This is a genomic window from Klebsiella sp. 18074, assembly GCF_902705905.1.
Taxonomy (GTDB): domain Bacteria; phylum Pseudomonadota; class Gammaproteobacteria; order Enterobacterales; family Enterobacteriaceae; genus Klebsiella; species Klebsiella terrigena.
This window is the reverse complement of record NZ_CACSIS010000016.1, coordinates 1-21,171: the sequence shown is the minus strand read 5'-3', so window position 1 is coordinate 21,171 and position 21,171 is coordinate 1. Positions and strand designations below refer to the sequence as shown.

At 56.0% G+C, this 21,171-nt stretch carries 16 protein-coding genes and 1 pseudogene; 11 read left to right on the top strand and 6 right to left on the bottom strand.

Going from position 1 to position 21,171, the window contains the following annotated elements:
* Window positions 1-117: 117 nt before the first annotated feature.
* From aceE to GVK32_RS16540, 4 genes are all read left to right on the top strand, one after another.
* A complete protein-coding gene (gene aceE / locus GVK32_RS16555; RefSeq protein ID WP_041144072.1) occupies window positions 118-2,781 on the top strand; it encodes a pyruvate dehydrogenase (acetyl-transferring), homodimeric type in 2,664 nt (887 codons plus the stop codon).
* Window positions 2,782-2,795: 14 nt separating this feature from the next.
* Window positions 2,796-4,670 carry a pyruvate dehydrogenase complex dihydrolipoyllysine-residue acetyltransferase gene (aceF, locus tag GVK32_RS16550; protein ID WP_159869623.1) on the top strand — a complete coding sequence of 625 codons (1,875 nt, stop codon included), beginning with the start codon at window positions 2,796-2,798 and terminating at the stop codon, window positions 4,668-4,670.
* A gap of 325 nt (window positions 4,671-4,995) precedes the next feature.
* The gene (lpdA, locus tag GVK32_RS16545) at window positions 4,996-6,420 is read left to right on the top strand and encodes a dihydrolipoyl dehydrogenase (RefSeq protein WP_041147519.1); all 1,425 of its coding nucleotides are present in this window, start codon (window positions 4,996-4,998) and stop codon (window positions 6,418-6,420) included.
* Window positions 6,421-6,582: 162 nt separating this feature from the next.
* Window positions 6,583-6,867 (top strand): hypothetical protein, encoded by a 285-nt coding sequence (locus GVK32_RS16540; protein WP_159869620.1) that lies wholly within the window; start codon window positions 6,583-6,585, stop codon window positions 6,865-6,867.
* 54 nt (window positions 6,868-6,921) lie between these two features.
* Here GVK32_RS16540 and GVK32_RS16535 read toward each other — a convergent pair whose 3' ends face one another.
* The gene (locus tag GVK32_RS16535) at window positions 6,922-7,722 is read right to left on the bottom strand and encodes a DUF2950 family protein (protein WP_159869617.1); all 801 of its coding nucleotides are present in this window, start codon (window positions 7,720-7,722) and stop codon (window positions 6,922-6,924) included.
* A gap of 10 nt (window positions 7,723-7,732) precedes the next feature.
* Window positions 7,733-9,343 (bottom strand): DUF3300 domain-containing protein, encoded by a 1,611-nt coding sequence (locus GVK32_RS16530; RefSeq protein ID WP_159869614.1) that lies wholly within the window; start codon window positions 9,341-9,343, stop codon window positions 7,733-7,735.
* A 356-nt stretch (window positions 9,344-9,699) separates the two neighbouring features.
* Between GVK32_RS16530 and acnB the strand changes: the two genes are divergently transcribed.
* The 6 genes from acnB (at window position 9,700) to GVK32_RS16500 (ending at window position 16,987) form a co-directional block, all read left to right on the top strand.
* A complete protein-coding gene (gene acnB / locus GVK32_RS16525) occupies window positions 9,700-12,297 on the top strand; it encodes a bifunctional aconitate hydratase 2/2-methylisocitrate dehydratase (protein ID WP_159869611.1) in 2,598 nt (865 codons plus the stop codon).
* A 175-nt stretch (window positions 12,298-12,472) separates the two neighbouring features.
* Window positions 12,473-12,835, top strand: coding sequence for a protein YacL (gene yacL / locus GVK32_RS16520; RefSeq protein ID WP_123710091.1), 363 nt, complete (start codon window positions 12,473-12,475; stop codon window positions 12,833-12,835).
* 180 nt (window positions 12,836-13,015) lie between these two features.
* Complete coding sequence (locus GVK32_RS16515; protein WP_123710090.1) at window positions 13,016-13,969, top strand: 2-keto-3-deoxygluconate permease 1; 954 nt, start codon at window positions 13,016-13,018, stop codon at window positions 13,967-13,969.
* On the top strand, window positions 13,966-15,237 hold the full coding sequence (locus GVK32_RS16510) for a D-threonate kinase (RefSeq protein WP_159869608.1): 1,272 nt from the start codon (window positions 13,966-13,968) through the stop codon (window positions 15,235-15,237). Before GVK32_RS16515 ends, GVK32_RS16510 begins: the two co-directional genes overlap by 4 nt.
* The gene (locus tag GVK32_RS16505; RefSeq protein ID WP_159869605.1) at window positions 15,227-16,210 is read left to right on the top strand and encodes a D-threonate 4-phosphate dehydrogenase; all 984 of its coding nucleotides are present in this window, start codon (window positions 15,227-15,229) and stop codon (window positions 16,208-16,210) included. Before GVK32_RS16510 ends, GVK32_RS16505 begins: the two co-directional genes overlap by 11 nt.
* Window positions 16,211-16,219: 9 nt before the next feature.
* The gene (locus GVK32_RS16500) at window positions 16,220-16,987 is read left to right on the top strand and encodes a DeoR/GlpR family DNA-binding transcription regulator (RefSeq protein ID WP_159869602.1); all 768 of its coding nucleotides are present in this window, start codon (window positions 16,220-16,222) and stop codon (window positions 16,985-16,987) included.
* A gap of 39 nt (window positions 16,988-17,026) precedes the next feature.
* Here the strand turns inward: GVK32_RS16500 and speD are convergent, their stop codons facing one another.
* From speD to GVK32_RS16485, 3 genes are all read right to left on the bottom strand, one after another.
* Complete coding sequence (gene speD / locus GVK32_RS16495) at window positions 17,027-17,821, bottom strand: adenosylmethionine decarboxylase (protein WP_132513306.1); 795 nt, start codon at window positions 17,819-17,821, stop codon at window positions 17,027-17,029.
* A gap of 14 nt (window positions 17,822-17,835) precedes the next feature.
* Entirely contained in the window at window positions 17,836-18,705 is an 870-nt protein-coding gene (gene speE, locus GVK32_RS16490) for a polyamine aminopropyltransferase (RefSeq protein ID WP_159869599.1), read from the bottom strand.
* A gap of 165 nt (window positions 18,706-18,870) precedes the next feature.
* Window positions 18,871-19,218 carry a YacC family pilotin-like protein gene (locus tag GVK32_RS16485; protein WP_095104103.1) on the bottom strand — a complete coding sequence of 116 codons (348 nt, stop codon included), beginning with the start codon at window positions 19,216-19,218 and terminating at the stop codon, window positions 18,871-18,873.
* Window positions 19,219-19,362: 144 nt separating this feature from the next.
* Here GVK32_RS16485 and cueO point away from each other — a divergent pair, with 144 nt between their 5' ends.
* Window positions 19,363-20,955, top strand: a complete 1,593-nt coding sequence (gene cueO / locus GVK32_RS16480) for a multicopper oxidase CueO (RefSeq protein ID WP_159869596.1) — start codon at window positions 19,363-19,365, stop codon at window positions 20,953-20,955.
* A 57-nt stretch (window positions 20,956-21,012) separates the two neighbouring features.
* Here cueO and GVK32_RS16475 read toward each other — a convergent pair.
* Window positions 21,013-21,171: pseudogene (locus tag GVK32_RS16475) on the bottom strand (IS4 family transposase); the annotation flags it as partial.

Here is a 21,171-nt window from a genome sequence, read left to right as displayed (position 1 = left end):
GTGACCGGAGTGAGGACGAGAAGCCAACAATGAGACAAGCCGAAGTATGACGGGCAAAGAGTGCAATGGGACAGGTTCCAGATTAATCAACGATTAGATAGATAAGGAATACCCCCCATGTCAGAACGTTTACCAAATGACGTGGATCCGATCGAAACTCGCGACTGGCTACAGGCGATCGAATCGGTCATCCGTGAAGAAGGTGTTGAGCGCGCTCAGTATCTGATTGACCAACTCCTTTCTGAAGCCCGCAAAGGCGGGGTGAAGGTTGCTGCTGGCACATCTACTGGCAGTTACGTCAACACTATTGCCGTTGAAGATGAACCGGAATACCCGGGGAATCTCGATCTGGAACGTCGAATTCGTTCTGCGATTCGCTGGAACGCCATCATGACCGTTCTGCGCGCATCGAAAAAGGATCTTGAGCTGGGCGGCCACATGGCTTCCTTCCAGTCCTCCGCAACCTTCTATGAAGTGTGCTTTAACCACTTCTTCCGTGCGCGCAACGAGCAGGATGGCGGCGACCTGGTTTACTTCCAGGGCCACATCTCTCCGGGCGTCTACGCACGTGCGTTCCTGGAAGGTCGTCTGACTGAAGAGCAGATGAACAACTTCCGTCAGGAAGTACATGGCAAAGGCCTCTCTTCCTATCCGCACCCGAAACTGATGCCGACCTTCTGGCAGTTCCCGACCGTATCCATGGGTCTGGGCCCAATCGGTGCAATCTACCAGGCTAAATTCCTGAAATATCTGGAACACCGTGGTCTGAAAGATACTTCAAAACAAACCGTTTACGCCTTCCTGGGCGACGGCGAGATGGATGAGCCGGAATCTAAAGGCGCTATCACCATCGCGACCCGTGAAAAACTGGATAACCTGGTCTTCGTCATCAACTGCAACCTGCAGCGTCTGGACGGCCCGGTCACCGGTAACGGCAAAATCATTAACGAACTGGAAGGCATCTTTGCCGGTGCTGGTTGGAACGTTATCAAGGTTATCTGGGGCGGCCGCTGGGATGAGCTGCTGCGTAAAGACACCAGCGGTAAGCTGATTCAGCTGATGAACGAAACCGTTGATGGCGACTACCAGACCTTCAAATCCAAAGACGGTGCCTACGTACGCGAGCACTTCTTCGGTAAATATCCGGAAACCGCAGCGCTGGTTGCCGACTGGACTGACGAGCAGATCTGGGCCCTGAACCGCGGTGGTCACGATCCGAAGAAAGTCTTCGCTGCGCTGAAAAAAGCGCAGGAAACCACCGGCAAAGCGACCGTTATCCTGGCCCATACCATCAAAGGTTACGGCATGGGTGATACCGCTGAAGGTAAAAACATCGCTCACCAGGTTAAGAAAATGAACATGGACGGCGTACGCTACGTCCGCGATCGTTTCAACGTGCCGGTTGCCGATGCTGATATCGAAAAACTGCCGTACGTGACCTTCCCTGAAGGTTCCGAAGAGCATACCTATCTGCACGCCCAGCGTGAGAAACTCCACGGTTACCTGCCGACCCGTCAGCCTAACTTCGATGAGAAGCTGGAGCTGCCGACCCTGGGAGATTTCGGTCCGCTGCTGGAAGAGCAGAACAAAGAGATTTCTACCACCATCGCCTTCGTTCGTGCCCTGAACGTGATGCTGAAGAACAAGTCCATTAAAGACCGCCTGGTGCCGATCATCGCCGATGAAGCGCGTACCTTTGGTATGGAAGGTCTGTTCCGTCAGATTGGTATCTACAGCCCGAACGGCCAGCAGTACACCCCGCAGGACCGTGAGCAGGTTGCTTACTATAAAGAAGACGAGAAAGGTCAGATCCTGCAGGAAGGTATCAACGAACTGGGTGCTGGCGCATCCTGGCTGGCTGCTGCGACCTCTTACAGCACCAACAACCTGCCGATGATCCCGTTCTACATCTACTACTCCATGTTCGGGTTCCAGCGTATCGGTGACCTGTGCTGGCAGGCAGGCGATCAGCAGGCTCGCGGTTTCCTGGTCGGTGGTACTTCCGGTCGTACGACGCTGAACGGCGAAGGTCTGCAGCACGAAGATGGCCACAGCCATATTCAGTCTCTGACTATCCCGAACTGTATCTCTTACGATCCGTCTTACGCGTACGAAGTTGCCGTCATCATGCACGATGGCCTGGAGCGTATGTACGGTGAGAAACAAGAGAACGTTTACTACTACATCACCACGCTGAACGAAAACTACCACATGCCGGCAATGCCGGAAGGTGCTGAGGAAGGTATCCGTAAAGGTATCTACAAACTCGACACCCTCGAAGGTAGCAAAGGTAAAGTTCAGCTGCTGGGCTCCGGTTCTATCCTGCGTCACGTGCGTGAAGCAGCAGAGATTCTGGCGAAAGACTACGGCGTAGGTTCTGACGTCTACAGCGTAACTTCCTTCACCGAGCTGGCGCGCGATGGCCAGGACTGTGAGCGTTGGAACATGCTGCACCCGCTGGAAACCCCGCGTGTACCGTACATCGCTCAGGTGATGAACGACGCACCGGCCGTAGCGTCTACTGACTATATGAAACTGTTCGCCGAGCAGGTTCGTACCTATGTACCGGCTGATGATTACCGCGTACTGGGTACCGACGGCTTTGGTCGCTCTGACAGCCGTGAAAACCTGCGTCACCACTTCGAAGTAGATGCTTCCTACGTGGTTGTTGCGGCGCTGGGCGAACTGGCTAAACGTGGTGAAATCGATAAGAAAGTTGTGGCAGAAGCAATCGCCAAATTTAACATCGATGCAGATAAAGTTAACCCGCGTCTGGCGTAAGAGGTAAGAGAATAATGGCTATCGAAATCAACGTACCGGATATCGGGGCAGATGAAGTTGAAATCACCGAAATCCTGGTCAAAGTTGGCGACAAAGTTGAAGCTGAACAGTCGCTGATCACCGTAGAGGGTGACAAAGCCTCTATGGAAGTCCCGTCTCCGCAGGCTGGCGTCGTTAAAGAGATTAAAGTCTCCGTTGGCGACAAAACCGAGACCGGTAAACTTATCATGATTTTCGATTCCGCCGATGGTGCAGCAGCCGCTGCACCTGCGCAGGAAGAGAAAGCAGCAGCGCCAGCTCCGGCCGCTGCACCGGCTGCGGCCGCGGCGAAAGACGTACACGTGCCTGACATCGGCGGCGACGAAGTAGAAGTCACCGAGATCATGGTCAAAGTGGGCGACACCGTTACGGCTGAACAGTCTCTGATTACCGTTGAAGGCGACAAAGCGTCAATGGAAGTCCCGGCACCGTTCGCGGGTACCGTGAAAGAGATCAAAATCAGCGCTGGCGACAAAGTCTCCACCGGCTCGCTGATCATGGTCTTCGAAGTGGCGGGTGCTGCACCAGCGGCACCGGCACCGGCACAGGCGGCCGCTCCGGCGGCAGCGGCTCCGGCTGGCGCGAAAGACGTTAACGTACCGGATATCGGCGGTGACGAAGTTGAAGTGACCGAAGTGATGGTAAAAGTGGGCGACAAAGTTGCCGCTGAACAGTCACTGATCACCGTAGAGGGTGACAAAGCCTCTATGGAAGTTCCGGCTCCGTTCGCGGGTACCGTGAAAGAGATCAAAATCAGCACCGGCGACAAAGTCTCTACCGGCTCGCTGATTATGGTCTTCGAAGTTGAAGGCGCGGCTCCGGCGGCAGCTGCTCCGGCACCTGCAGCGGCTGCACCGGCTCCGGCTGCGAAAGCGGCGGCTCCTGCAGCGAAAGCTGAAGGCAAATCCGAGTTCGCTGAGAACGATGCTTACGTCCATGCGACTCCGCTGATCCGCCGCCTGGCGCGCGAATTTGGCGTGAACCTGGCGAAAGTGAAAGGCTCCGGTCGTAAAGGCCGCATCCTGCGCGAAGACGTTCAGGCCTACGTGAAAGATGCCGTTAAGCGCGCTGAGTCTGCGCCTGCTGCCGCTGCCGGCGGTGGTATCCCGGGCATGCTGCCGTGGCCGAAAGTGGACTTCAGCAAGTTTGGTGAAGTTGAAGAAGTTGAGCTGGGCCGCATCCAGAAAATCTCTGGTGCTAACCTGAGCCGTAACTGGGTGATGATCCCGCACGTTACGCACTTCGACAAAACCGACATCACTGACCTGGAAGCGTTCCGTAAGCAGCAGAACGCGGAAGCTGAGAAGCGTAAGCTGGACGTGAAATTCACCCCGGTGGTCTTCATCATGAAAGCGGTTGCCGCTGCGCTTGAGCAGATGCCTCGCTTCAACAGCTCCCTGTCCGAAGATGCGCAGCGTCTGACGCTGAAAAAGTACATCAACATCGGTGTGGCGGTTGATACGCCTAATGGTCTGGTTGTTCCGGTCTTCAAGGACGTGAACAAGAAGAGCATTACCGAGCTGTCCCGTGAACTGACGGTGATCTCTAAGAAAGCGCGTGACGGTAAGCTGACTGCTGGCGAAATGCAGGGCGGTTGCTTTACCATCTCGAGCATCGGCGGCCTGGGTACCACCCACTTCGCGCCGATTGTTAACGCGCCGGAAGTGGCTATCCTCGGTGTGTCCAAATCCGCGATGGAACCGGTATGGAATGGTAAAGAGTTCGTTCCGCGTCTGATGATGCCGATCTCTCTCTCCTTCGACCACCGCGTAATCGACGGTGCTGATGGTGCTCGCTTTATTACCATCATCAACAACACTCTGAGCGATATTCGCCGCCTGGTGATGTAAGCGAAAAGCCGGCCTGACGGCCGGCTTTTTTCTGGTAATCTCGCGTGCGTTTTGGGGTTATCAGCAATAAAGGACAAAATCGTTTGCCGTTTGTTGTTTCAAAATTGTTAACAATTTTGTAAAATGCAGGCGGATAGAACGTCCCGGTGGATATAAGGGTATTAATATACATACCCTATGGATTTCTGGATGCAGCAAGGCAGCAAGCGCCAGAATCCCCAGGAGCTTACTCAAGTAAGTGGCTGGGGTGAAGGCGTGAAGCTAACGCAGTTGCGGCCTGAAAGACGACGGGTATGACCGCCGGATACTAACTACAGAGGTCATGATGAGTACTGAAATCAAAACTCAGGTCGTGGTACTTGGGGCTGGTCCCGCAGGTTATTCTGCTGCCTTCCGTTGCGCTGACTTAGGTCTGGAAACCGTCATCGTCGAACGTTACAGCACCCTGGGCGGTGTTTGTCTGAACGTCGGCTGTATCCCTTCTAAAGCACTGCTGCACGTTGCTAAAGTTATCGAAGAAGCGAAAGCGCTGGCCGATCACGGTATTGTTTTCGGTGAGCCGAAAACCGATATCGACAAAATTCGTACCTGGAAAGAGAAAGTTATCACCCAACTGACCGGCGGTCTGGCCGGTATGGCCAAAGGCCGTAAAGTGAAGGTGGTAAACGGTCTGGGTAAATTTACCGGGGCTAACACCCTGGAAGTTGAAGGTGAAAACGGCAAAACCGTGATCAACTTCGACAACGCAATCATCGCGGCGGGTTCCCGTCCGATCGAACTGCCGTTCATTCCGCATGAAGATCCGCGCGTGTGGGACTCCACCGACGCCCTCGAACTGAAATCCGTACCTAAGCGCCTGCTGGTTATGGGTGGCGGTATCATCGGTCTGGAAATGGGGACCGTTTACCATGCGCTGGGTTCAGAGATTGACGTGGTTGAAATGTTTGACCAGGTTATCCCGGCCGCCGATAAAGACGTGGTGAAAGTCTTCACTAAACGCATCAGCAAGAAGTTCAACCTGATGCTGGAAACCAAAGTGACCGCCGTTGAAGCAAAAGAAGACGGTATCTACGTTTCCATGGAAGGCAAAAAAGCCCCGGCTGAAGCGCAGCGTTACGACGCCGTGCTGGTGGCTATCGGCCGCGTACCGAACGGTAAAAACCTCGATGCGGGCAAAGCCGGCGTTGAAGTTGACGAACGCGGCTTCATCCGCGTTGATAAGCAGCTGCGTACCAACGTACCGCACATCTTCGCTATCGGCGATATCGTGGGTCAGCCGATGCTGGCGCACAAAGGTGTTCACGAAGGTCACGTTGCCGCAGAAGTTATTTCTGGCCTGAAGCACTACTTCGACCCGAAAGTGATCCCGTCAATCGCCTATACCGAACCGGAAGTTGCCTGGGTTGGTCTGACCGAGAAAGAAGCGAAAGAGAAAGGCATCAGCTACGAAACTGCCACCTTCCCGTGGGCAGCATCCGGCCGTGCGATCGCTTCCGATTGTGCAGACGGTATGACCAAACTGATCTTCGACAAAGAGACCCACCGTGTTATCGGCGGCGCGATTGTCGGCACCAACGGCGGCGAGCTGCTGGGTGAGATCGGTCTGGCTATCGAAATGGGCTGTGACGCAGAAGACATCGCTCTGACCATCCACGCGCACCCGACTCTGCACGAGTCCGTTGGCCTGGCGGCAGAAGTCTTCGAAGGTAGCATCACCGACCTGCCGAACGCGAAAGCGAAGAAAAAGTAACTTTTTCTTTCCGGCAAAAAGCATAAGCGGCTCTGTGAGCCGCTTTTTTTATGCCTGATGTTTAGATCTGTGTCTGCGTTAATAACCTGCCATATCTTATCAACACTTTGAAATTAGTTACCCACTAAACTTATAGGCAGTTAATTATAAGCGAGGTGGGTTATGAAACTCTTTTTAACAACGACTCTGCTGGCGGCAACGCTGGCTTCGGGTATCGTCAGTGCTGCTGACCTTTCCATTCCCTGGGCTGCCAACAGCGGCGGGACCGAAAGCAACCATATTGCCGCGATGGGGCAGAACCTGAATGTACAGCATCAGCTGATCAGCAAAACCTCAGAAGGGGTATGGGCGGCGAACTCTGGCAGCATTCATCAGGATGAAGCTGCATTGAGCAGCGCGAAGCCGGCATTCAACGGCTATCCGCAGCTGATGCCGCATCAGGGCTAAACCGCGCTCAGACTCTCAGGATGCCCGGCGGCAGATGACTGCGCCGGGCATTTTTTATTGCGTGATAGCCTGCCATTTGGCATCCGGCGCAAAACGGGTGATGGCCTGGGCTAAGGTTGCCGTTTCCTCCCCAAGATTGGCCTGATATACGCGATCGTCCTGATCAATCATAAAGCTCATCACACCCGTTTCCCCCCACTCGACGGGCCAGGCCAGCAGGGCCGCGGCCTGATCGTCGCTGCCGTGAATAATACGAAAATGATAACCGTGATAGCCTTCACCTGGCTCGACGGGGCTAAAGGCCGGGCCTAACGGGCTGGGGGCTTCTCCCGGAGCAGCAGGCCAGTACAGGCCATCTTTTTTGCCATCGCTGCTGATAATCTTCTGCGCCCAACGGTGGTTTAGCTGGTAGTAATCCTGCTGGGCGTCGACGTAGGCATGCATCGCCTGGATAGCCGACAGTTCGTTACGGCCAATGGCCCGGGTGAGTATTTCATCCTGCGCGGCGGCGATGTCGAAATGCCAGCCTTCGTTGTTTTTCACTATTGGAATCGGCAAACGCCACGCTTCACGGCCAACATCCAACCAGGCGGTATCGCTTTGCTGAACGATCTGGTGACTTATCTTCCAGTCGCGCTGAAAGCGGGCCACCGCATCAGGATCGATGCCATCCGGTGGTAAAAACTGCTGCCAGTTATCGCCGAGCAGTTCACTGAAGGCCGCAGGGTTATTGTCATTGATTGCCTGAGCCAGGGCGTTCGCCGCCAGCTCCGGGGTGGAAAATTGCTGCTGGGCCGCGGCCATCATGGGTGAAAATACCAGCGCCAGCAGAGCCATCTTTAACTGTTTTTTCATCTGCATATCCTCAGCGACGACGTTCATGATGTTCAGCCCGATTCTCCCGAACGGCGCTGCGTTGTGGCCGGTTCTGGTTCGAGGCGATGCGGCTTTGCTGCCCGCGAGCATGCTGTGATTGCCAGGATGGCGACCGGCTCTCGTTGCCGCTTAACGCGTTGGACCGCAGGTGGCTTGCCTTTTGCTGACGTTGCTCCGGTGTGGCTGATTTGACTTGCGCACGGCGCTGTTGCTGGTGCTCAGTAGGATGCTGAAGCTGGGTTTTGGCGGCTTCCCGGCGCTGTTGCTGCTGACCGCTACTCTGGCGGTTTTTGATCGCCGCCGTTTGCGTCTTATCGTAGCCGCGATAGTTGTTACGCTGTGTCACCTTGTTGAGCTGTGTTGCGGCGGATTTGCGCTGGGCATCACGCGACGTATTGTTGGCGATGCGTCCATTAGCAACGGTCCCGTTATGCTGCTGGAGCTGCGTTTTTGCCGCCTGACGCTGGGCATCACGATCGCCCGCCACGTGCTGGGTGGCACTCAATCCGCCGGCCACATTAGTCTGATGGAAGCGCTGGGCGACAGTGTTGTTCGGATAAGGAATATTGCCGCGATATGCCGGGTTATGCTGCCAGTTAGTCCGGTCGCCCGTCAGATGTTCGCCGGTGATGCGGTTGAAATTATTGACATTAATATTGATGTTATCGCCATTATGCGAATAACCGCCGTGGTCATAGCCATGACCGTGGTAGTCGTCATCGTCATCCCAGTCGATACTGCTGAACAGCGCCCAGGTCGTGGCGACGCCAAGGCTATAGCCGAGGCCATTCACAAAACTGTTGGTAAACTGCTCCCCTGGAGGCGGCGGCAAATAGACCGGCGGATAGGCGGTGTTGGGCCAGGTTCCGTATACCGTTGAGGGGTTATAGGTAGGGACATACACCACGTTGGGGTCGGTGGATTCGATTTTAATGACCTGAGTCGGCGCTGGTGCAGCGCTGGTGCTTGTGGCGGTCGTCGATGTCGACGTGGCGGTTGCCGCAGGGGCCGGTACGGCGGTGGTGGTGACTTTTTGCTGCGGCGAGGATTTCAGGGTCCCTGTCTGCTGCGCGATATTACGTAACCGCTGCACCGAATCCATCACATCATGCGGCTGGGCTAAAAACGCATTGCCGAGGTTCTCGACCCACGGCGGGTTTTCGCCCATCAATGCCAGCAGTGCCGGGAAAGCAACAAGCGATTTTACGCTCGGATCCCAGGGTTGGCTGGCCACTGCCTGTACCGCGGCGTCGCCCTGCATAGAGGGATTATCCTGGGACCACTGTACGGCCTGCATCACGTTGCTGGGATAGGTCGATGCCATCAGCACCTGTGACAGCAGATTGTCAGGGTAGAGGGCGACAGGGGCCACCCACTGATCAATCTGCGCCTGAGTATAGGCGGTGGTTACTGGCGGAGTGGCCGTTGGCGCCGGCGGCTGAGGTGTGGCCGGGGTGGCAGCAGGAGCGGGCTGAGTCGTTGCAGGCGCTTCGGTAATCGTTTGTGGTGCGCGACTTTTGACATACAGGGTGCCAGAGGCGGCTAAAATCCCTGCACTACAAATCAATGCAATCACGTGGGGTTTAAAAGGTCGTATCATGTTAGCTCCCGGCACAAAAATTTGGCCTGTCTCCACTGAGTATCGCCGAAAATAGCGCTCCTGCCGGAGTATAAGCCGCTCTATTTTTGATTTTTGATGTTTGTTGGGTTTTTGGTCAGCTAACTTGCACAGAATTAAATTTATATACCGGGAAATGAGAGGGAAGCCTGTAAAATCCTGCCCTTAACGATTCAGCTAATTTTTAATGTTGCTTTTTTGTAAACAGATTAACACCTCCCTAAAATCCTGCTATGCTGCCGACGCGGTATCGGGCATTTACCCTACAAACTGCTGTCTCACAGGAGCGTGAAGAGAATCGCCTACCGCATTTTACAATGAGAGCGAGGAGAACCGTCGTGCTAGAAGAATACCGTAAGCACGTAGCTGAGCGTGCAGCCGTTGGGATTGTTGCCAAACCCTTAGATGCAACCCAAATGGCCGCGCTGGTAGAACTGCTGAAAAACCCGCCTGCGGGTGAAGAAGAATTCCTGTTAGACCTGTTAATTAACCGCGTACCGCCGGGCGTCGATGAAGCCGCCTACGTTAAAGCCGGATTCCTTGCCGCCATCACCAAAGGTGAAGCGACCTCCCCACTGGTTACCCCTGAAAAAGCCGTTGAACTGCTGGGCACCATGCAGGGCGGTTACAACATTCATCCGCTGATTGACGCGCTGGACGATGCTAAACTGGCTCCGATTGCCGCGAAAGCGCTGTCCCATACGCTGCTGATGTTTGATAACTTCTACGATGTAGAAGAGAAAGCGAAAGCAGGTAACGAATACGCTAAGCAGGTGATGCAGTCCTGGGCTGACGCCGAGTGGTTCCTGAGCCGCCCGCAGCTGGCGGAAAAAATCACCGTGACCGTTTTCAAAGTTACCGGTGAAACGAACACCGATGACCTTTCCCCGGCGCCGGACGCGTGGTCTCGCCCGGATATCCCCCTGCACGCGCTGGCGATGCTGAAAAACGCCCGTGAAGGCATCGATCCGGATCAGCCGGGTTCGGTTGGCCCGATCAAGCAAATTGAAGCGCTGCAGAAAAAAGGTTTCCCGCTGGCCTACGTTGGCGACGTTGTCGGTACCGGCTCTTCGCGTAAATCCGCCACCAACTCGGTGCTGTGGTTTATGGGCGACGATATCCCGAACGTGCCGAACAAGCGCGGCGGCGGCCTGTGCCTTGGCGGGAAAATTGCACCAATCTTCTTTAACACTATGGAAGATGCGGGCGCACTGCCGATTGAAGTTGACGTCAACGACCTGAATATGGGCGACGTTATCGACGTTTACCCGTTCAAAGGCGAAGTGCGTAACCACGAAACCGATGCGCTGCTGGCGACCTTCGAGCTGAAAACCGACGTACTGATCGACGAAGTCCGCGCCGGTGGCCGTATTCCGCTGATTATCGGTCGTGGCCTGACTACCCGCGCGCGCGACGCCCTGGGCCTGCCGCACAGCACGGCCTTCCGTCAGGCGAAAGACGTTGCCGAAAGCACCAGCGGCTACTCGCTGGCGCAAAAAATGGTTGGCCGCGCCTGTGGTGTAACCGGTATTCGTCCTGGCGCCTACTGTGAGCCGAAGATGACCTCCGTTGGCTCCCAGGACACCACCGGTCCGATGACCCGTGACGAGCTGAAAGACCTGGCGTGCCTGGGCTTCTCCACCGACCTGGTGATGCAGTCCTTCTGTCATACCGCGGCCTATCCGAAGCCGGTCGACGTGACCACGCACCATACTCTGCCTGACTTCATTATGAACCGCGGCGGCGTCTCTCTGCGTCCAGGCGATGGCGTTATCCACTCGTGGCTGAACCGTATGCTGCTGCCGGACACCGTCGGTACCGGCGGTGACTCCCATACCCGTTTCCCGATCGGTATCTCCTTCCCGGCGGGCTCTGGTCTGGTGGCGTTTGCGGCTGCCACCGGCGTCATGCCGCTGGATATGCCGGAATCCGTGCTGGTGCGCTTCAAAGGGAAGATGCAGCCGGGGATCACCCTGCGCGATCTGGTTCACGCCATCCCGCTGTACGCCATCAAGCAGGGCCTGCTGACCGTTGAGAAGAAAGGGAAGAAAAACATCTTCTCCGGACGCATTCTGGAAATCGAAGGCCTGCCGGACCTGAAAGTTGAGCAGGCGTTTGAGCTCACCGATGCTTCCGCCGAGCGTTCTGCAGCCGGCTGTACCATCAAGCTGAACCAGGCGCCGATCGTTGAGTATCTGAACTCCAACATCGTTCTGCTGAAGTGGATGATTGCCGAAGGTTACGGCGATCGCCGCACCCTGGAGCGTCGCGTTCAGGGGATGGAAAAATGGCTGGCGGATCCGCAGCTGCTCGAAGCGGATGCGGATGCGGAATATGCCGCGGTTATCGACATCGATCTGGCGGATATCAAAGAGCCGATCCTCTGCGCACCGAACGATCCGGACGACGCTCGTCTGCTGTCCGACGTTCAGGGTGAGAAGATCGACGAAGTCTTTATCGGCTCCTGTATGACCAACATCGGCCACTTCCGTGCCGCAGGTAAGCTGCTGGATAACCATCAAGGCCAGCTGCCGACCCGCCTGTGGGTGGCTCCGCCAACCCGTATGGATGCGGCTCAGCTGACCGAAGAAGGCTACTACAGCGTCTTTGGTAAGAGCGGCGCGCGTATCGAAATCCCGGGCTGCTCCCTGTGCATGGGCAACCAGGCGCGCGTAGCCGACGGTGCGACGGTGGTTTCCACCTCAACCCGTAACTTCCCGAACCGTTTAGGTACCGGTGCGAACGTCTTCCTGGCCTCAGCTGAGCTGGCGGCAGTAGCGGCGCTTATCGGTAAGCTGCCGACGCCGGATGAGTACCAGACCTATGTTGCGCAGGTAGAGAAGACGGCGGCAGACACCTACCGCTATCTGAACTTCGATCAGCTGGGTCAGTACACTGAGAAAGCGGATGGCGTGATTTTCCAGACCGCGGTGTAATGCGATAAGTCTATTTCGTACATAAACCCTTCAATGCCCGGTGAACTTTACATCACCGGGCATTTTTATTTCCAATCCCTCCGCTCGCTACGCTTTTTTTCTCTCTTACTGCTGCGATAATTACCCTATGGGTACAGTGCAGCGGTGACGCATTGCCCTTGCAGAGGAAGAGACTATGGATTACGAATTTCTGCGCGATATTACCGGAGTGGTAAAGGTGCGGATGGCGATGGGCCACGAGGTGGTGGGGCACTGGTTTAATGAAGAGGTGAAGGATAATCTCGCCCTGCTGGATGAAGTGGAACAGGCCGCGCGTACCGTAAAAGGCAGCGAGCGCTCCTGGCAGCGTGCCGGGCATGAGTACACGTTATGGTTAGACGGCGAGGAGGTCATGATTCGCGCTAACCAGCTGGAGATTTCCGGCGATGAAATTGAAGAAGGGATGAGCTACTACGACGAAGAGAGCTTCTCCCTCTGCGGCGTCGAGGACTTTCTGCAGGTCGTTGCCGCCTACCGCGAGTTTATGCAACAGCGTTAAATCGATCTGTTTGTCAAAAAAAGCCGGGATCCCCTCCCGGTTTTTTTGTGCTTGAAAACGATCAATTGATTTTTATTAATCATTTTAAAACTGTGATCTCCCGCGAGGTTGGCTTTATAGTGATTGAATATAATCGTTATGATTTTATTTAATCAATGTAAGCAAACGGGCGGAAAGACCATGAACATCAAAAAAGCAATAGAACGAGTACCCGGCGGGATGATGGTCGTTCCGCTGGTTATTGGTGCAGTTATCAATACATTTGCCCCGCAGGTGCTGGAGATTGGCGGCTTTACGAGCGCACTCTTTAAAAACGGCGCCGCTCCGCTTATCGGAGCGTTCCTGCTGTGTATGGGGGCCGGTATTAGCGTGAAAGCCGCGCCGCAGGCTTTATTGCAGGGCGGCACCATTACGTTAACGAAGCTACTGATCGCGATTGCGATTGGTCTGGGTGTTGAGAAACTCTTCGGTGCGGAAGGCATCTTTGGTTTAAGCGGCGTGGCGATCATTGCCGCAATGAGCAATTCCAACGGCGGTCTCTACGCCGCACTCGTGGGTGAGTTTGGCAATGAACGCGATGTGGGGGCGATCTCTATTCTCTCTCTTAACGATGGTCCCTTCTTTACCATGATCGCGCTTGGCGCGGCAGGGATGGCCAACATTCCGGTTATGGCGCTGGCCGCGGTTCTGATCCCGCTGGTCGTGGGTATGATCCTCGGTAACCTGGATCCTAATATGCGGGACTTTTTGACCAAAGGCGGGCCGCTGCTCATCCCCTTCTTTGCGTTTGCATTAGGGGCCGGTATTAACCTCGAAATGCTGCTGCAGGGCGGGCTTGCCGGCATCCTGCTGGGCGTGTTGACGACCTTCATTGGTGGATTTTTCAATATCCGGGCCGACCGCCTGGTGGGCGGCAGCGGAATTGCCGGCGCGGCAGCCTCCAGTACGGCGGGTAATGCGGTCGCGACGCCCCTGGCCATCGCCCAGGCCGACCCGTCGTTGGCGGAGGTCGCCGCCGCTGCTGCTCCGCTGATTGCCGCCTCGGTTATCACCACGGCCATCCTGACCCCCATCCTGACCTCGTGGGTGGCTAAGAAACAGGCGCGCAAGGCCGTCGAGGAGAACAACGCATGAAGATGCTCGTTATCGCCGATGATTTCACGGGTTCTAACGATACCGGCGTGCAGCTGGCGAAAAAAGGCGCGCGAACGGAAGTGATGCTCAAGGCGGGGCAAAAGCCATCGCGCCGCGCCGATGTATTAGTGATCAATACGGAAAGCCGGGCAATACCGGCCCAGCAGGCTGCGCAAAGCGTCTCCTCCGTCCTGGCTCCCTGGTGCGGCGGCGAAGAGATACCGCTTATTTATAAGAAAATAGACTCAACGTTTCGTGGCAACGTCGGTGCAGAAGTGACCGCGGCTATGCGCGCCACGGGTCGCAGGGTGGCCGTCATTGCCGCGGCGATTCCTTCCGCCGGACGCACCACGCGCGATGGGCTCTGCCTGGTCAACGGGGTTCCGCTGCTTGAGACCGAATTTGCCAGCGATCCGAAAACCCCCATCACCACCTCGCGCATTGCTGAGCTGGTGGCGCAGCAAAGTGAGATTCCGGTGCACGAAGTCTTCCTTGAGGATCTTCGCCGCGGCGCATTGAGCGCCCTCCTTCGCGCTTATGCTGCTGAGGCAGAGAGCATGGTGGTGGTGGATGCCGTCGAGGATCGCGATCTGCGCTTAATTGCTCAGGCGGTATGCGAACAGAAACAAATGCCGCTGCTGGTGGGCGCCGCAGGTCTGGCGAATGCGCTGCCGGTTGAGGCCTTTATGCAAGAAAAGCAGCCGCTTCCGGTGCTTGTCGTGGCGGGATCGATGAGTGAAGCCACGCGCCGCCAGGTAGAGAGCGCACTATGTCAGGGGCGAGCGGATGTGGTGGAGATCGATGCCTCGCGCCTGCTGCTTGCCGGGGCTGAGCATGAGCAGGCGTCCGTCGTGGAGCAGGCGTGCACGTTACTGGGCCGCCAGCGGCATACGATCCTGCGTACCAGCCGTAGCGCCGAGGACCGGCTGCTTATCACCACGCTGTGTGAACGTACGGGAATGAGCCGCCAGCAGCTCGGAGAGCGGCTAAGCCAGAGCCTGGGCGTCATGACGTTACGGATTATCGAGCAGGCCCGCATTGGCGGCCTGTTTCTGACCGGGGGCGACATCGCCACCGCGGTCGCGGGAGCGCTGGGCGCTGAAGGCTATCGTATTCAGAGTGAAGTGGCCCCCTGCATTCCGTGCGGGACATTCGTAAACAGCGAAATAGACGATCTACCGGTTATCACCAAAGCGGGAGGTTTTGGTTCTGACAGCACGCTATGCGATGCGCTTTATTTTATTGAGGAGATGTATTGTGGGCACTAAAACAGTAGCGATTACGATGGGCGATCCGGCGGGGATCGGCCCGGAGATTATTGTTAAAGCACTGAGCGAAGATGAACTCAATGGTGCGGCGCTGGTCGTGGTTGGCTGCTTACAAACGCTGATACGGCTGCAGGAAAAAGGGCTGGCGCCAGGGGTTGAGTTTCGCGCCATTCAGCAGGTAGCTGACGCCCGGTATGCTCCCGGAATCATTCATGTCATTGACGAGCCGCTGGCTAATCCCAAAACCCTGGCCGTTGGTAAAGTCCAGGCCCAGGCGGGCGATCTGGCCTATCGCTGCGTAAAACGCGCAACCGATTTAGCAATGAAAGGTGAGGTACAGGCGATTGCCACCGCGCCGCTGAACAAAGAGGCGTTACATCTGGCCGGGCATAACTACCCCGGCCACACCGAGCTGCTGGCAACGCTGACCGAAAGCCGCGACTACGCGATGGTCTTATTTACCGACCGGCTCAAGGTCATTCATGTCTCTACCCATATCGCGTTGCGTCAATTCCTCGATACCCTAAACGCACCGCGCGTGGAAACGGTCATCGGGATTGCCGATACCTTTCTGCAGCGGGTTGGATACCCTAGGCCGCGGATCGCGGTGGCGGGGGTTAACCCGCACGCGGGCGAGAATGGTCTGTTTGGCGATGAAGAGATCCGTATCGTGGCACCCGCTATTGAGCGGATGCGGGCGAAGGGGATCGATGTGTACGGCCCTTGCCCTCCTGATACCGTTTTCCTTCAGGCTTATGAAGGGCACTATGACATGGTGGTGGCGATGTATCACGACCAGGGGCATATTCCACTGAAACTGCTGGGCTTTTATGATGGCGTCAATATCACTGCTGGCCTGCCGTTTATTCGTACCTCCGCGGATCACGGAACCGCTTTCGATATCGCCTGGACGGGAAAAGCAAAATCTGAGAGCATGGCTATATCGATAAAACTGGCAATGCAACTGGCGTAAAGACCTGTTATGAAAGGACAACATCGTCTGGATCAAATCGTGGCGTATCTGAAAAATCATACGCTGGTGACGGTAGAGCAACTGGTTGATGCCGTTGATGCTTCCGCTGCCACTATTCGCCGCGATTTGATCAAACTGGATGAGCAGGGCGTGATCAGCCGTAGCCATGGCGGCGTGGCTTTGCGGCGTTTTGAGCCCAGCCAGCCCACCACCAATGAAAAACAGCTGCGCTCACCGGCAGAGAAACGGGCTATCGCCCGTTTTGCCGCGTCGCTGGTCCATCCCGGCGATGCGGTGGTGCTTGATGCCGGGACGACCATGCTGGAACTGGCAAAATGCTTAACGCATCTGCCTTTGCGGGTGATCACAGTCGATCTCCATATCGCGCTGTTTTTATCTGAGTTTCGCCAAATTGAAGTCACGATAGTCGGCGGCAGAATTGATGACAGCAGCCAGTCCTGCATTGGTGAGTTCGGACGTAAGATGTTGCGTAGCGTCTATCCTGATATCGCCTTCATGAGCTGTAACTCATGGAGCATCGCGACGGGCGTGACGACGCCAACGGAAGATAAGGCGGGCCTCAAGCAGGAGATTATCGCCAATGCCAGGCGCAAGATTTTGCTGGCTGATAGCAGTAAATATGGTGCGCACTCTCTGTTTAATGTCGCCCCGCTTACCCGTTTTCATGACGTAATAACCGACGTTAACCTGCCGCCATCTGTTCAGTCCGAGCTGAAAGGGCAGGCGTTTACGCTGACCCTAATGCAGCCAGATTGACGGTTGACGGCGCCGGTCGCAGCGCCGCCAGAAGGAAGGCTACACGCTGGGAATATTGCGCGCGTAGTAAATCTCGCGCATCTCCTTCCACAGCAGGTCGGTAATGACCCTGCGCTCCTCTTCGGTTAAATCTTCCGGCCGGGTATGGAACATGTAGTGCTTCAGGTCGAACTCCTTCAGCAGCATCTTGCTGTGGAAGATATTTTCCTGGTACACGTTGACGTCCACCATGTCATACAGCGACTTGATGTCGTCGGACATAAAGTTCTGTATTGAGTTAATTTCATGATCGATAAAGTGCTTCATCCCGTTGATATCACGCGTAAAGCCGCGAACGCGGTAGTCAATGGTGACGATATCGGATTCCAGCTGGTGGATGAGGTAGTTCAGCGCCTTCAGCGGCGAAATGACGCCGCAGGTTGATACTTCAATATCCGCGCGGAAGGTACAGAGCCCGCCCTCGGGATGGCTTTCCGGGTAGGTATGGACGCAGATATGGCTTTTATCGAGATGGGCGACCACGGTTTCCGGCAGCGGGCCAGGATGCTCGCTTTGATCGATAAGCTGCGGGTCAATCGGTTCTTCACTGACCAGAATGGTGACGCTGGCGCCCTGCGGCTCATAATCCTGGCGCGCGATATTCAGGATATTGGCGCCGATTATCGAGCACGTCTCGGACAAAATCTCGGTCAGGCGGTTGGCGTTATAGAGTTCATCGATATAAGCGATATAGCCGTCGCGCTCTGCCGCCGTTTTGGCGTAGCAGATATCGTAAATGCAAAAACTCAGGCTCTTGGTCAGGTTGTTAAAGCCGTGCAGCTTCAATTTTTTCAATTTAGTTCACCCCCTTATTTAAGATCGCTGATGGACAGCGCATCCAGCAGATATTGCGGTAGGGCGAATGCCGCCGTATGAATTGCCGGGTTGTAATAGCGGCACTTGAGGTTGGCTTTGTGAAAGCGTGCCTGGATAATTTCGCTGGAAAGATGACGCAGCGCGTCATTGTCCGTCGCCCAGGCGAAGGTCATGATGCCGCCGTAATAGGTAGGTACTGCCGCCTGATAGAAGCTGACGTCGCTGAAGTAGTGGCCCAGCTTGCGGTGGCTGTCGACGGCTTCATCTTGCTGCAGAAAGCTCACGCCGTTCTGGGCGACAAAGATCCCGCCGGGGTTCAGGCAGCGCTTACAGCCGGCATAGAACGCCGAGGTGAACAGGCTCTCGCCGGGACCGATTGGGTCGGTGCAGTCGGAGATGATGACGTCAAACGTTTGCGTCGTCTGGTTAACAAAATTGACGCCGTCGTCGATAACCAGCGTAAAGCGCGGATCGTCGTAGGCGCCGGCGTTGTGGTTTGGCAGGTACTGACGGCAGAAAGAGACCACGCCCGCGTCAATCTCAACCATAGTGATCGTTTCGATATGCGGATGACGGGAGACTTCGCGCAGCATGGCGCCGTCACCGCCGCCGATGATCAGCACGTGCTTCGCCTGGCCGTGGGCCAGCAGCGGAACGTGGGTCATCATTTCATGATAGATAAACTCATCGCGCTCGGTGGTTTGCACCACGCCGTCCAGCGCCATCACGCGGCCAAAAGCGGCGTTCTCAAAAATGATCAAATCCTGATGATCGGTCTTCTCGTGATACAGCACGTTATCAACGGTAAAATACTGACCAAAATGGTCGTGCAGTGTTTCATGCCACAGTTTGCTATCGGCCACGGATTGATTCCTCCTTTGTTAACATCTGTTACACCCGTAAAAACGAGCGCAACATCATAGCCAACTATAGATGAGGATGCACGGTGGATATTTCAGCAATGCGTACGCGGGTGAATACGCCTGAAAAGGGAGGCGATAGCGGACGGATATTTTATGGCGGCGAGGTTATTTAACGTAAGCCAGCAGGCTTAGCGAATCGCGCGCCAGTGCTTTACATTTTTTGGGAGTCGAAATCTTGATGCCGCTGAGATCGCGATAGCTGTCTTCGCCGAGCGCTTTCATATTAAAGCTGTCGTAGTTGCTCAGATCCCATTGATTCTGTTGAGCAAAGAAGACCAGCGCGCGACGGATCTGGGTATTAGGCAGGTTCTGGTAACCGCAGTCGTTTTTCAGAAAAACAAATACCGCTGTTAAATCAGCCATATCTTCCGCTTCAGACTCGCTTAACGCGTAGCTATTGGCGGATAGTGCAAGCAGGCTGCCGAGCACTAGTGTTCTGCAAAGCGTCTTCATTTTGTTTACCATTGAATCACGGACGAACAAAGTTAGCATACTTCTTTACATGACGCCGAGCTTTATTCTTACTCTTCTGCTTGACCTTCCCGTTGCTGGAGGGTTTAAGCTCAAAAGTTCGCCAGCAGAATAAAAGGATGTGAAATGCAACGTCGTGAATTTATCAAATTAACCGCCGCGCTTAGCGCATTCAGCGCGCTTCCGCTCTGGAGCCGCTCGGCATTTGCCGCTGCTCGCCCGGCATTGCCAATACCTGAACTGCTCGCCGCCGACGCGCGAAATCGCATCACGTTAACCATTCAGGCAGGGAAAACCCAGTTTGGTCCCCATAGCGCCACCACCTGGGGCTATAACGGTAATCTGCTGGGCCCTGCGCTGCGCCTCAAAAAAGGGGAGGCGGTCACCGTGGATATTCATAACCGCCTGGCCGAAGAGACCACCTTGCACTGGCACGGCCTGGAGGTCCCCGGCGAAGTTGACGGCGGGCCGCAGGGGGTCATTGCGCCAGGGGCTTCCCGCAGCGTGAGCTTCACGCCGGCGCAGCGGGCCGCCACCTGCTGGTTCCACCCGCATCAGCACGGTAAAACCGGGCGTCAGGTGGCGATGGGGCTGGCGGGTCTGGTGCTGATTTCCGATGAGGAGAGCGAGCGCCTGCTGCTACCCAAGCAGTGGGGAATCGATGACGTGCCGGTGATCGTGCAGGATAAGCGTTTCACCGCCGCCGGCGAAATTGACTATCAGCTCGATATCATGAGCGCGGCCGTCGGCTGGTTTGGCGATACGCTGCTGACCAACGGGGCGCTCTATCCCGAGCACGCCGCCCCGCGCGGCTGGCTGCGCCTGCGCCTGCTTAACGGCTGCAACGCCCGCTCGCTCAATTTCTCAACCAGCGACGGCCGGCCGATGTACGTAGTAGCCAGCGACGGCGGGCTGCTTGCCGAGCCGGTCAAGGTGAGCGAGCTGCCGGTATTGATGGGGGAACGTTTTGAAGTGCTGGTGGATACCCGCGACGGCAAAGCCTTCGATCTGATCACGCTGCCGGTCAGCCAGATGGGTATGGCGATTGCCCCGTTCGATAAGCCGCAGCCGGTGCTGCGCGTCCAGCCGCTGACGATTCAGGCATCCGGCCAACTGCCGGATACGCTGGCGGCGATGCCCGAGCTGCCGCCGCTGGCAGGCCTGACCCAGCGTACGCTGCAGCTGTCGATGGATCCGATGCTGGATATGATGGGCATGCAGGCGCTGATGAAAAAGTACGGCGACGGAGCGATGTCAGGCATGCACCACGGCGGCATGATGGATAGCGGCAGCATGGGAAATATGAACCACGGCGAAATGGGCAAGATGAACCATGCGGGTATGGGGCAGATGAACCACGACGGTGGCGCGTTCGATTTCCACAACGCCAACCGTATCAACGGCAAAGCTTTTGATATGGACGTGCCGATGTTCGCTGCGGCGAAGGGAGAGTATGAGCGCTGGGTCATCTCCGGCAAAGGCGACATGATGCTGCACCCGTTCCATATCCACGGTACCCAGTTCCGCATTCTGTCTGAAAACGGCCAGCCGCCCGCCGCGCATCGGACGGGGTGGAAAGATACCGTGCGGGTCGACGGCGGCGTCAGCGAGGTGCTGGTGAAGTTTGACCACGAGGCGCCGAAGGAGTTTGCCTATATGGCGCACTGCCATCTGCTGGAGCATGAGGATACCGGCATGATGCTCGGCTTTACGGTCTAGCCCGGTCGCACGGCCTGTTGTGCAAAAGAAAAGGCCCGGTTTTCACCGCAATGCCGATCAGTTAAGCGGTGATGCGTTACGGTTAACCGGATAGCGGGTTTTTGACATCTTAACCGCCCTCGGCCTTGATAGTCGGGGGCGTTTTGTTATGAACATCGCCTCCAGATTTCCCCTCAGATGCATCAGCCGTTTCGGGATAGTACCCGGCGAAACCGT

Excerpts from the sequence above, each read along its gene's own strand:
- aceE (WP_041144072.1), top strand. The coding sequence starts at position 118 with ATGTCAGAACGTTTACCAAATGACGTGGATCCGATCGAAACTCGCGAC.
- GVK32_RS16540 (WP_159869620.1), top strand. The coding sequence starts at position 6,583 with ATGAAACTCTTTTTAACAACGACTCTGCTGGCGGCAACGCTGGCTTCG.
- GVK32_RS16515 (WP_123710090.1), top strand. The coding sequence starts at position 13,016 with ATGAACATCAAAAAAGCAATAGAACGAGTACCCGGCGGGATGATGGTC.
- yacL (WP_123710091.1), top strand. The coding sequence starts at position 12,473 with ATGGATTACGAATTTCTGCGCGATATTACCGGAGTGGTAAAGGTGCGG.
- aceF (WP_159869623.1), top strand. The coding sequence starts at position 2,796 with ATGGCTATCGAAATCAACGTACCGGATATCGGGGCAGATGAAGTTGAA.
- GVK32_RS16500 (WP_159869602.1), top strand. The coding sequence starts at position 16,220 with ATGAAAGGACAACATCGTCTGGATCAAATCGTGGCGTATCTGAAAAAT.
- GVK32_RS16535 (WP_159869617.1), bottom strand. The coding sequence starts at position 7,722 with ATGAAAAAACAGTTAAAGATGGCTCTGCTGGCGCTGGTATTTTCACCC.
- cueO (WP_159869596.1), top strand. The coding sequence starts at position 19,363 with ATGCAACGTCGTGAATTTATCAAATTAACCGCCGCGCTTAGCGCATTC.
- GVK32_RS16485 (WP_095104103.1), bottom strand. The coding sequence starts at position 19,218 with ATGAAGACGCTTTGCAGAACACTAGTGCTCGGCAGCCTGCTTGCACTA.
- GVK32_RS16530 (WP_159869614.1), bottom strand. The coding sequence starts at position 9,343 with ATGATACGACCTTTTAAACCCCACGTGATTGCATTGATTTGTAGTGCA.
- lpdA (WP_041147519.1), top strand. The coding sequence starts at position 4,996 with ATGAGTACTGAAATCAAAACTCAGGTCGTGGTACTTGGGGCTGGTCCC.
- GVK32_RS16510 (WP_159869608.1), top strand. The coding sequence starts at position 13,966 with ATGAAGATGCTCGTTATCGCCGATGATTTCACGGGTTCTAACGATACC.